Origin of the sequence: Flavobacterium soyangense (assembly GCF_015277675.1) — a bacterium.
Classification (GTDB): Bacteria; Bacteroidota; Bacteroidia; order Flavobacteriales; family Flavobacteriaceae; genus Flavobacterium; species Flavobacterium soyangense.
Map to the genome: position 1 here is coordinate 1 of NZ_JADHEC010000055.1, position 10958 is coordinate 10958.

The 10958-nt window shown below is 32.0% G+C and carries 12 protein-coding genes, 1 other RNA gene and 1 pseudogene; 2 read left to right on the top strand and 12 right to left on the bottom strand.

Features of this window, described 5'->3' with window-relative positions; genetic code table 11:
• Positions 1-99: 99 nt before the first annotated feature.
• Positions 100-762, bottom strand: a pseudogene (locus IR213_RS15350) (alanine dehydrogenase); the annotation flags it as partial.
• Between the two features lie 228 nt (positions 763-990).
• On the opposite strand from IR213_RS15350, the gene IR213_RS15355 reads away from it, so the two are divergent.
• Positions 991-2187 (top strand): serine hydrolase domain-containing protein, encoded by a 1197-nt coding sequence (locus IR213_RS15355; RefSeq protein ID WP_194313178.1) that lies wholly within the window; start codon positions 991-993, stop codon positions 2185-2187.
• Between the two features lie 147 nt (positions 2188-2334).
• Positions 2335-2730, top strand: a transfer-messenger RNA (tmRNA) gene (ssrA, locus tag IR213_RS15360).
• A 146-nt stretch (positions 2731-2876) separates the two neighbouring features.
• On the opposite strand, the gene IR213_RS15365 is transcribed toward ssrA, so the two are convergent.
• The 11 genes from IR213_RS15365 to IR213_RS15415 all read right to left on the bottom strand — a co-directional run bounded on the left by IR213_RS15365 (position 2877) and on the right by IR213_RS15415 (position 10714).
• Positions 2877-3380: a hypothetical protein gene (locus tag IR213_RS15365; RefSeq protein WP_194313179.1), complete on the bottom strand. Its 504-nt coding sequence runs from the start codon at positions 3378-3380 to the stop codon at positions 2877-2879.
• 24 nt (positions 3381-3404) lie between these two features.
• Complete coding sequence (locus IR213_RS15370) at positions 3405-3560, bottom strand: hypothetical protein (protein WP_194313180.1); 156 nt, start codon at positions 3558-3560, stop codon at positions 3405-3407.
• Positions 3561-3690: 130 nt separating this feature from the next.
• On the bottom strand, positions 3691-3966 hold the full coding sequence (locus tag IR213_RS15375) for a hypothetical protein (protein ID WP_194313181.1): 276 nt from the start codon (positions 3964-3966) through the stop codon (positions 3691-3693).
• On the bottom strand, positions 3963-4262 hold the full coding sequence (locus IR213_RS15380; protein WP_194313182.1) for a hypothetical protein: 300 nt from the start codon (positions 4260-4262) through the stop codon (positions 3963-3965). The genes IR213_RS15375 and IR213_RS15380 overlap by 4 nt, the downstream gene beginning before the upstream one ends.
• 100 nt (positions 4263-4362) lie before the next feature.
• Complete coding sequence (locus IR213_RS15385) at positions 4363-5049, bottom strand: hypothetical protein (protein ID WP_194313183.1); 687 nt, start codon at positions 5047-5049, stop codon at positions 4363-4365.
• Between the two features lie 11 nt (positions 5050-5060).
• Positions 5061-5216, bottom strand: a complete 156-nt coding sequence (locus tag IR213_RS15390) for a hypothetical protein (RefSeq protein WP_194313184.1) — start codon at positions 5214-5216, stop codon at positions 5061-5063.
• A gap of 27 nt (positions 5217-5243) precedes the next feature.
• Positions 5244-8561, bottom strand: a complete 3318-nt coding sequence (locus IR213_RS15395; protein ID WP_194313185.1) for a tape measure protein — start codon at positions 8559-8561, stop codon at positions 5244-5246.
• 307 nt (positions 8562-8868) lie between these two features.
• Positions 8869-9561 (bottom strand): hypothetical protein, encoded by a 693-nt coding sequence (locus IR213_RS15400; RefSeq protein WP_194313186.1) that lies wholly within the window; start codon positions 9559-9561, stop codon positions 8869-8871.
• Positions 9562-9570: 9 nt separating this feature from the next.
• Positions 9571-10116: a hypothetical protein gene (locus IR213_RS15405; RefSeq protein ID WP_194313187.1), complete on the bottom strand. Its 546-nt coding sequence runs from the start codon at positions 10114-10116 to the stop codon at positions 9571-9573.
• 9 nt (positions 10117-10125) lie between these two features.
• Entirely contained in the window at positions 10126-10395 is a 270-nt protein-coding gene (locus tag IR213_RS15410) for a helix-turn-helix domain-containing protein (RefSeq protein ID WP_194313188.1), read from the bottom strand.
• Positions 10396-10477: 82 nt separating this feature from the next.
• Positions 10478-10714, bottom strand: a complete 237-nt coding sequence (locus IR213_RS15415) for a hypothetical protein (protein ID WP_194313189.1) — start codon at positions 10712-10714, stop codon at positions 10478-10480.
• Between the last annotated feature and the right edge of the window lie 244 nt (positions 10715-10958).

The window sequence follows — 10958 nt, forward strand, 5'->3', positions numbered from 1 at the left end:
TGAAATTCTCTCTAATTTTTTTACGATAACTGCATAGTGTTAACGGCAGGTACTCCGGTTCCGTTCAACACGGGGTTCATTGTTCGGCTTGCAGCCGCAACGAACCCCTAGCTGTTGTGTGTAGTTTTTTGTTAAATAGTTCTCTACTGAAACTTCCTTAATTTTAATGGCGTCGAGAACTTCTTTGACACCATTACCTACTTTTCCTGTTCCTGTAACCACAAATTTTAAAGGTGGCAAAACCAATCGCTTCAAATGTGCAATCATATCCCCTTTCCCGGAAAGTGTTTCTGCTTTTGGAAGTTTGAACAATTCGAATTTTATTCCAAAAGCACGAATACTATTGTATGCACCAACAATTCCAGCATATTTACCAAAACCGATTAGTCTTCGATTATGAGCATCGACTATGGTTTCGTGATCATAAAATTCAATATTTTTTTCCAATAAGGCTTGTAGCAATTTTCTGTTGTGTGGTTGTTTTTTTATAGTATGCGAAAAAAAGAAATAGGTTTTATTAGGGATTAAATTGTCTACAGGAACTTCCTTTACTCCAAAGAAAACATCACAATCACTGATGTCATTTGTAACTTCTATTCCCATATTTTTATATTGTGCATCTGTAAAAACCCTAATATCGGAACTTTCAACTTTTACAGAAACCCCTTGGTGAAGCTGTTTTAATCTTGCTAATTCATCAGGAGAAAACACAACTCGTCTGTCTGGCGGGCTTTTTCTTTCTTTAATAATTCCAAACTTCATATCTTATATTTATTATAGTTTAACTTTATTACTTGTTTTTGTTACAAATATAACATTATTAATTAATTGTCATTCTTTAAAAAAAAAATTTTAAGATAAAATTCATTAAAATCTAATAAATAAGATTATGAAACATAATTTTAAATTAAAAAAACTGTTAAGGTTTTCGAAAAAATTACAAATCAAAAGGGATTGATTCTATATATTTGCCTTTCTAGCAAAATAAATATGAATTCTATCAAACGCGCAAATATACTACAATTACTCCTCTTGATTTTAGTCTTAAGTTCTTGTACAAAGCAGAAAAAAGTGGAACTAAACGATGCCGAACTTCCAAAAGATGCATTGCCAAAAATGAAACCCTTAACCAATGAAACTCCAAAACTTACCGCGGAATACATCACAGCAACCAAAGAAAAAATAGATGCCTTTTACAGGAAAAACTGGCCAAACAACAGTATGAATGGTGGATTTCTTGTAGCAAAAAATGGTCAAATTATCTATGAGAAATATGAAGGCTATGCAAACTTTAGAGATAAAACACCAATAACAAGTACCACACCAATCCATATTGCTTCTGTAAGTAAAGTCCTTACCGCTACGGCAATTCTAAAATTAGTCAATGCTAAAAGAATTGGGTTAGACGATAAAGTAACAGTCTATCTGAAAGAATTTCCGTATCCTGAGGTAACAATCAGAATGTTATTAAGTCACCGAAGTGGGATGCGTAGTTATGCCTATTTTACGGATCGTGATAAAACGGTTTGGGACAGACATAACACACTAACCAATCAAGATATCTTAACCATAATGGGAACTAAAAACATTAGTTTAGAACAAAAAACTGGTACCCGTTTTGCCTACTGTAATACCAATTATGCAATGTTGGCTTTGATAATTGAAAAGGTTACCAAACTTTCTTATAGAGAAGCTATGAGTCAAATTATTTTCAAACCACTCGGAATGACTAATACATTTGTTTTGGACTTTGATAAAGATAAAAAGAAAGTTGCTCCTTCGTATAAAGGCAACAGAGTGGAAATAGGAATTGATTATCTCGACAAAGTATATGGTGATAAAAATATTTACTCAACACCAAGAGATTTATTAAAATTTGACAGAGCACGAAATTCACCTTACTTTTTAGAACCGGGACTTTTAAAACAAGTTTATACTGGATATAGCAATGAGCATCCTGGCAGAAAAAATTATGGTTTGGGAATACGAATGATCAATTGGGAAAATGGTAAAAACTTCTATTTCCATAATGGTTGGTGGCATGGTTTTACATCTTCTTATATTCCTTTAAAAGATGAAAATGTCACTATAATTGCCCTTTCGAATAAATTCACAAAAAGTACTTATGCCCTTCGAAAATTAGCGCCAATATTTGGTAACTATCCTTTTAAAGTAGAAGATGAATAGTGATATTAATAAAAGTTAAAACTTAGATTTTTTAGAATAGAAATTTGATATTTATAAATTGGTATTGTATTTGTTGTTCTATTACTATTGAATTTAGCATTAATTGGCATACCTTTGCAAAAAAATATTATTCATAGTATTCAAATTGGGGTCGACTGGTTTTGACAGCAAGTCGAATTGAAAAGTAAGCACGTCGAGAACTGGGACAATTCTCGTAAATAAAAGGTTTCAAAACACATACACGGCGAAGGAAACTACGCTCTTGCTGCATAATCTGAATTATAGTAAGATTAGCCTCGTCCTACAAGGTAGGAAAGCAGGATTTACCTCGAAAGCTCTGGTTTATAGCGGTCGATAAAGGTAAATCGTAAATTTAAACCTAGATTTTCATAAGCTTCGGGTGGATTTCGAAATTAAGAAGATAAGCAATGTGTGGCTGTTTCTGGCCGAGCACAAAGTCGAAAATTTAATCAGAAAATAAGCGTGTAGAAAGTTTTTTAGTTGCTTGTTTGGACGGGAGTTCGACTCTCCCCGACTCCACTTTTAACCCTATAATCAATTGATTTATAGGGTTTTATTTTTTTAGTTGCCATTTTCGTTGCTTTTCAATAGTGTTAATAACTTTTTTAACCACTTATAAAAATGATTTTTTAGTTTAATATTCAATTATAAATTAAAAGTGGTCTTGGTTACACACATTTTAATAATTCTTGAAATTTATTTGCTCTTTTTTCTTTAACATCATCATCTATATATCCATCTCCTGTATAAATTCTTACTTTCAGAATTTTATCTTTTAAAAGCCTTTCATAATTCTCATTTGAAATTGGTATTAAAATAGTTCCAGTCCACATACTAGGTGTTGTACTAGTACCTATTCTGGACCCTGAAATATAATCAGCAACAATAGTTTCAGGAAATTCTAAACTAATTATGTCTTCGGTATTTGTTTTAAACATGATGTCCCGGCCTTGTCTTAATGTAAAAATTGAAGGGCTAGTTATACCTAACTTTAAATATCTATTATTGTTAATTTTTTTGAATGAATAACTACTCGAAAATCCAAAACCCATTCCAGAGATTGTAAGTAATTCAGCCTTTGTTTCTAAGATTATGTTTTTTGTAAATTCATCAACTTCATTTATTTTATATTTACAATTTTGACCAAATAAGAATGTTGATGTTAAAAGCACGATCACTGATATAATTTTTTCATTTTATTTACTTTTATTAGCCTTTTTTAATTCTTCGAGCATTTCTTTTTGAATATTAATAACTTCATCAATTCTAAGCATCCAAGCACCTAGCAAACGCAATACGAGAACAACCGCAACTATTATTGCTATTGTAAAAATAATTCCTAATCCTTCCATAATTTTACTTTTTAGATTAATAATACCAAAATTAATACATTAAAAATCAACTACATTGAGGTTTCCCGTAACGACACTATTTTATTTTTCACCATAAAAAAGCCTCTCATTTCTGAAAGGCTTGTAAAAGTCAGTTTTTCAACTCTAATTTTTCAATAATTAGAGTTTCATTCCTTGAAAAATACCTCATCTTAAGAAGATTGAATAAATCCAAACTCATAGTAATTTTGTCGCTAAATACCCTATACCGTCCTGGATATTCTTTTACTAACAATTGTTCCAGGTCCTCACGAAGTGCAATAATTTCATTTGAGGTTTCATTGTGGTAAATTTTGCCAAATTTATGAAAAATGTAATTTTCGATCAATAATATTTCCAGCTCAAGTAATTCTGCATCTGTAATCATATATCTGAATTAAGAAGTTTTTCTTTTAGTTCTTTGAGTCTTTGGGTTTTTTGTTCCGGTGTCATTTCTTCTTTAGGGCCAATTGTAATCTCGGATTGCTTTGGCAGTATGTAAGGCAGAAGCTTTGCCAATGCGTTAACCCTTTCTATCGGTTCCAATTTGGCCAATAATAAACCTAATTTATCTAATTCCTTACCTAATACTTTTTGAAGTAGTTCCCTTGCTTCAGATGTAGATTTGTTCGGAACGCCTTTTTTTCTACCTGATCCGGGGGTTTTTGCTCTTTTTTGTTCCATATTTTCAAGGTTATTTATTATTACTCATTCCGTACTTTTACCTACTTTAGAGAAAAAAGGGGGCTTTTGACGCTCCCTTTGAAAGCTTAATTATTTTTTTTTAGTGGTTTCCTTTGTTGCTTTTTAATAAGTTTTTACGATTTATAGCCCATCTTATAGACTCAGGTTTCACTTTATACTTTCCATTTTCTGGAATCAAAAACATTTCGGCAACAGATCCTAATTTATTTGCATAAGGATTTGTTGTTATGCCCAACTCAACTATGTTTTTATCAAAATTATCAAAGGCTTCTATAAATTTGAGTAAAGCATTATAAAGTTCGTGCTCTTCATCGGTTTCAATATAAATCCGGCATTGTGATTCCAGGATGTCTTCTTTATCGTCTGAAGTTATGACAAAACCCTTTTCATTTAAAGAAATACATTTTAAATTTAGTTTCTGCTCCCGGCTAAAAGTATCTGGACGGAATCTTTTTAATTCATTAACGTAAACTACAAATTGATTCAATAATGTTTCAGCTCCTGAAGTAATGTTATCTTTGATAATTGACTTTGAGACCCCCATCTTTTTAATGTCAGCTTCAATACTAGCTCTAAACCTTTTAGATATTTCTCCAGTTCCTGAATAAACTATTTCACCATAAATTTGAGGGGTAAAAGGCCCGATTTCTAGGGATTCATAAATAGTTTTTAGATTCTCTAACAACGGTTTGAAATGTCGCAAATCTGAGCATATAGAATCAAGTAATGAATTGTCTTGACTGATTAAGATTCTTTCTTTTTTCATGGTGTTTTGTTTTAAATTTTTAAGTTATCTACAAATTCATTAACAATGTCCTGATCTGGGTTTTCTTGCTGGTCCTGATCTTCCGCTTCTTGCAACTGATCTAATGATTGTTGTTTTTGTGCAATCTCATTTTTGAGATTTTCAATTTGTTCTTTTCGATTTTCCATAATTTATGTTTGTTTAATTGTTACTATTTATTGATTCCAATTTGTGTTTTTCATTTTCCATATCTCGTGAGGAATGTCAATTTTAGGAACATTGACTGTTACATTTGTTTTGTTCTTTTCGATCGCTTTCCGTGTCAACTGCATTTCTTTTACTAGCTCCTTATTATCATTCTCAAAAATTTGAGTAGCTTGAAATTCACTCATTTTTCGACTATCAACTCCCAGACTTGCTAAAATAGAAGCTCTCATTGATTTGTCGTAACTATCAATGGAACTATGTACAATGTCACCTTGCCCTAAATGAGTTAATGTTGGCACTTTTGGAGTTAACTCAATCTTACCGCTTTTGCGTTCAATAACTTCACTCACTCCACCGTCTCCAACTATTGCAAATTCTGCCGGGCCGCCTTTACGACCCATTTTATATTTTGGAATTGGTGTTGCTATAATTGTAGCAATTTGAATTGCTCCCAATACTCCGGCTAATGTTGCCATAATTGGACCTAAAGGTAAAAATGGTTGAGTGCTTAATGCTGCTAAAACTGCTAATGCAGTACTAATTCCAGCCTGTGCTATAGCGGCCGCCTTATCATATTTTGCTTGTTTTTCCTGTGCTTTTCTCTTTTTCTTTTCTAGCTCCTCATTCTTTTTGTCACGCTCTTTTTGAAGCAAATCCTTTTGACGCTCATCAGTTCCGGCCAGCTCTATTTGCTTATCGTAGTATTCGTTGTTTTTACTGATTTTATCATCAAGATTTTGAATCTCCCTAGCGGTAAACGCATTTCCTAAATCAGTTAAAGCCCCTAAGGTTTCCGTGGATATTTGAGTAATTTCATCAATAGTTTTTTTATTTGCAGCATACCATAAGCCTAATCTTTCAGCTCCAGATTTACCTTTGTAATCTTCATTTTCTTTAAATTTGTCTCCTTCAGCTTGAGTTAGTTTAACAGTTAATTCTGAGACTTGTCTCCTTTTTTCTAGTATAAAATCCTGGCTTTTTTGGGAGCCGTCAGATTGTTTTTCGTAAGCATCAATCTCATTATTCAAAGCTTTAATTTGAAGGCTTGTAGTTGCAATTATCCCTTCTTTTTTAATATTGAATAATGCTTTTTCGTGGTTTTCTGCTGCCTTCTCTTTTGCTTTGTCATTCTCATAACCTAAAGCCAATTCATCTTGAAATCTCTTTTCTTCAGCTGCTAATTTGTTATTATTTGAAATTTCAATTTCAGTAACTCCACGTTTGATACTATCTTCATAGGACTTAGCATCAAACTCATTTATTTTATCAATTTCCTTTGATGTTTCTTTCTTAATATCCTCTATTTTAAAAGCTGCATCTCTAGTTATTAGTAATTTTTGATTGGCATTTAATTTGTCTTTGTCCAAGACGAATTTATCAGCATCCAAGGAATGTTTTTTGGTTAGTTCGATTAGTTCAATTTGTTTATTTTGGCTGTTCAATGCAGCTGCAATCCTAACGTCGTCAGTTTCTAAATCATCTTTAGATACCTCATCATTTATTTTTATTGAACGCTCCAAGCGTTGTTTATCGACTTCATACAATGAATCCGATAGTTTTTTTTCTGAATCTAATCTGTCTCTTAGTGCTTTTTCTCTAGCTGCCTTTTCTTTGGCTGTTTCTTCTGGAACTGGTGCTTTTGTAGATTTAACATTTGAATTCAAGGCATCTTCATTTATTTTTTTGATTATTGCACTTGATTTCCCAATTGCAACAAGCGCATCCTCTTCTTGCTTTGTTTGTAAGTGAAATAATGCTCTATCGCCTCCAGCTATTGAGTCTCTTTTTGCTTTTTCAGCTTTTATAATTGCTTGATTTACTCTTATGGTTTCACGCTCTCTGAATAACAATTCTTTTTTTGTTGCTTCTTGATTTTCTTTTGAAGTTGTGGAAATATTATTCATTATTTTTTGATATTCTTCAAGTCCTTTTGATTTCCCTATATTTTGGAAATAATCAGAAAGCTGGCTTTCATTTTTGAATAATAATCCAGTAAAATCTAATATGGTTGTGAGTCCACTAACTATCTTTTTTACAAATATTCCAAATCCGCTTGTATCCGTATCATTTATAGAAGAAATTAATTTAGTCCAGGAATTAGAAAGCCTATTTGATAATTTTGTTAGTGTTTCGATTCCTTCTGCTTTATCGGCTCCGGTAAGTATAACCAATTGTCTAGCGGTTTCCGGCAAAACCTCACTGGCTAAAACCTTTCCGGCTTTAATCATTTCAAAAAGTCCTTTTTCGGTAAGATTTTTTATTTCTGGATGTAGTTTTTGAACTGCTTTTACCATTGCTTGAACTGATCCCGGCAATGCTTCTGACAGCTGGCCCCGGAGCTCTTCACTTGCCACGGTTCCTTTACTTAACATTTGATTCAATGCTACAAATGATCTTTCTAATGTTTCATTCGATAACCCTAAAGCGGATCCAGATTTGGCAATATTTTCGAATAAATCTTGAATTTCTTTTCCCGCTAATTTGTTCTTTGCAGCTACATAAAAAGAAACATATTGCTTTGTTAAATTTTTTATCTCTAATCCATATTTTGATGAAATAGCAGATAAAAAAGTTTGTTGTTCCTTAAAATTCTCTTGTGTTTCAGTAACTGATTTCAATGCTAAATTCAAAGACTGAAGCTCTTTTGTGGTATCATAACTACTTTTAGTAATCGCAACTAAACCGGCAATTCCTCCAACGATACCAAAAGCACTAAATAAATTTCCAATCCCACTAAAAGCGCTTTTGTAATTCCCTACATTTTTGGAAAAATCTCCAACGGCTTTATCGGCTTTTTTTATTTTTGCATCATATCCATCAAAAGCTTTTTGAGCCTTTGTAATTTCTAATGTTGACGCTTTTTCAGATACAATTAAATCTCGAAGTTTGTTTTTAGCATCAGTCCTGGATTTATTCAGTTTTTCGTATGCTCCAACTAAACCCAATCTTTCAAGTGCTTCTTGTTTTATTTGCTTGTTAGTCAAAGCCAATTCTAAACGCTCTTTTACTAATGCCCGGTTAGTTCCCTCGGTTGCCAGCTCATTTTTCTTTTTGGTAGCAATCAAAGCGTTTTCGAGCTGTATTTGCTCTTTCCAAATAGCAATTGTTTTTTGACTTTCCTCATTAATCTTTTTACTGTTTTCGGTAAATTGTTTCTGATCAATAGAACCTCTCAATAATTTATTTGCTTCGTGTATTTCAAGAATTCCAGCAACAAACTCTTTATTTTTGCCAATGGCTGCTTCAAGAGTCTGTTTATACTCATTTCCCCAATTTAGGGCTTCATCAGTTATGATGTCTTTTCTTGTGATTGTGCCTTCGCTCATGATATCTGTTTTATTGGTTTATATTTTTTCTTTTTTTAGCGCAACTTTTTTTCTTTTTTTCTTCCCTTTTTTCTGGAAGTAAATCATATCTCATATTCGTTAAAATCAAAATCATTTTGTATAGTTGGTTGATTTTGAAAAAATCAAAAAACACACTAATAAAATATTTTTTTAAAATACCTTTCTATAATACCTTTCTAAATAATATTTATATAGCTGCTGTAGATTTGTAAATTAATTGTTGAGTAATTGAGAATAAAAAAAATAATTTTGTAAATCCCTTTATATAGCTGCTGTAATGGTGTTGTTAATTTGTTGTTGTTTTCAATCGTTCCAATGCCTTTTTTAATGCTACTTTTTGAAGTAGTTTCTGTTGATTTTCTTTTATGGATTTTCTCTTTTTTTCTGCTTCAAAAATCAAATCTTCTAAACTCATTTTTAATGAAACATAAAACCCTCTTGTATATCGGCTGTAATAAATGAGATGCCAGTTTAATATTAATTCATTTTTTATATTTTCGGATTGGTATCTGTTAGCATACTTTCTAACTTCATTTGACAACTCACTAACCTCAACTATTGTATTTGTCTTACCGTCCATTCTGGACCATAAATAAAGGTTAGTAACTTTGCAATATGATTTATTACCTAGTATGCTTTTGATGCCTAAAAAAGCCAACAAACATATTTTGTCAAATTCTGTTTTGTCATTCCTTAAAAAATCCCAAAATATGGAAAGATTTAAACCTGTATTTGGAGCCTTTTCAGGAATGTTTAAATACATATCTTCGGCCTCTTTTAATGCGTTAGGTGGGTTAGAAAAAGTTAAATTATAAAAATCACCACTGTCTTTAAACTTTCCTAATGGGGTACCAAATTCTAATTTTAATGAGTTTTTGTAAACAACATATTTAGAAATATTATACAATGATTTGTCTGGGTTGCTCATAAATCCGTCCAGCAATTGAATTGGAAAATTAAAATACTTTTCATCACTCATTTTGTTGCTTTATTTTACAAATTCATTAAACCATTCATAGAATTGATTGAAGTTTCGAACAATCAAATACACGCCTCCAGCCGCTTCAATTTGTTTTTGATACTCTATTTGTCCTTTGGATTGTTTATTGTCTCCGGTGGCTTCGCATTTGATTTCAATCTTTACAGATCGGCCTTTTATAGTACTTGAAATATCGGCTGTTCCGGTTTGGGTGTTAGATTTAATAAATTGTACACTGCCAATGGTTCTTATATTGCCTAATACATCGGTTGAGGTTTTCCGATTGTCCTTTATGGCTCCAGTCGAGTTAATTCTTTCCGCCTGAAAACCATTGAAAGAAATATAATCTATGACGCATCTAGTCAGCCCGTTTGTAGTTGCATCGGTATAAATTGTTTTGGGTAAATAGGGATTGTTTGGATAGCGTATTTTGAGTTTTTCAAGTGCCAGGCGTTCCAATATCTTAACACTTTCGTGTTTTGTATATCGTTGTTTTGTAACTTTGCTTTGTTCTAAACTATTAAAATCAAAGCTTTGGGTGTCTCCTCCACTCATAGCTTTGATTTATCGTTTATATTTAAGGGATTTTACTTCTTCAAGGCCTTTTTCAAATTGGCATTGATCAATTAAGATCCTACGGCCAATGCGTTTAGCTTCAATCTTACCTTCAGTGATCCAGTTCCGGATTGATAATTCAGAAACGCCAGCATATTCGGCCAAATCTTTGACAGAATAAAGTTTGTTTTCAGGTTTTTTTTCGGGATGTTTGATGTCTAGCAATAAAGATTCAATATTGCTTAAACGTGCATCGATAACGTCAAATGGGTTGCTCATAATCTTTGTTTTTAAGTTTAACAAAGATTACAACCTTGAAAAATGCGTAAGTACTTATAAGTGCTTACTTTTTTTTAACTGATTAATATTTAAGTAAATGCAATTTTAATGTTTTGATTTCATCAATTGCTTTTTGCTTATTTTCTTCCTTCAAAAATGGAATAATACTTTCAAATAATTTGATTTTATTATGTAAAACTAATTTGGTTGTGTCAGGATCTGCAGTTCTTGTTTTAGATTTTACCCATTTCGTCACTTTGTTATACAAATCGTTGCCCTGTTCCTCTCTGGTTACTATAGTGTTGCCCTCGTAAACCATTATTAGAGCTCGTTGATTTGCTGTTATATTTTTTTTGTTTACATCTTTAGGCGCCGGAACCTTCAAGTTTGATTCCTTTTCAAGTTCCTTCTTTCGTATTGAGGTTGAATTGAAAAAATACTCAATTAAACCCGTTGGGTGTAATTATTTGAAGTAAAAAATATTAATTAGATATTGCTCAAGACACTGAAATTCAGTATCTTGAAGTCGCAAAACAAACAATATCCATGTCAAATATAATAAA

What these genes read in the sequence shown, in the direction of transcription:
- IR213_RS15385 (WP_194313183.1), bottom strand. Translation starts at nt 5,049, where the DNA reads ATGAAAAAAGAAAGAATCTTAATCAGTCAAGACAATTCATTACTTGAT.
- IR213_RS15370 (WP_194313180.1), bottom strand. Translation starts at nt 3,560, where the DNA reads ATGGAAGGATTAGGAATTATTTTTACAATAGCAATAATAGTTGCGGTT.
- IR213_RS15410 (WP_194313188.1), bottom strand. Translation starts at nt 10,395, where the DNA reads ATGAGCAACCCATTTGACGTTATCGATGCACGTTTAAGCAATATTGAA.
- IR213_RS15355 (WP_194313178.1), top strand. Translation starts at nt 991, where the DNA reads ATGAATTCTATCAAACGCGCAAATATACTACAATTACTCCTCTTGATT.
- IR213_RS15395 (WP_194313185.1), bottom strand. Translation starts at nt 8,561, where the DNA reads ATGAGCGAAGGCACAATCACAAGAAAAGACATCATAACTGATGAAGCC.
- IR213_RS15400 (WP_194313186.1), bottom strand. Translation starts at nt 9,561, where the DNA reads ATGAGTGATGAAAAGTATTTTAATTTTCCAATTCAATTGCTGGACGGA.
- IR213_RS15380 (WP_194313182.1), bottom strand. Translation starts at nt 4,262, where the DNA reads ATGGAACAAAAAAGAGCAAAAACCCCCGGATCAGGTAGAAAAAAAGGC.
- IR213_RS15390 (WP_194313184.1), bottom strand. Translation starts at nt 5,216, where the DNA reads ATGGAAAATCGAAAAGAACAAATTGAAAATCTCAAAAATGAGATTGCA.
- IR213_RS15375 (WP_194313181.1), bottom strand. Translation starts at nt 3,966, where the DNA reads ATGATTACAGATGCAGAATTACTTGAGCTGGAAATATTATTGATCGAA.
- IR213_RS15405 (WP_194313187.1), bottom strand. Translation starts at nt 10,116, where the DNA reads ATGAGTGGAGGAGACACCCAAAGCTTTGATTTTAATAGTTTAGAACAA.
- IR213_RS15415 (WP_194313189.1), bottom strand. Translation starts at nt 10,714, where the DNA reads ATGGTTTACGAGGGCAACACTATAGTAACCAGAGAGGAACAGGGCAAC.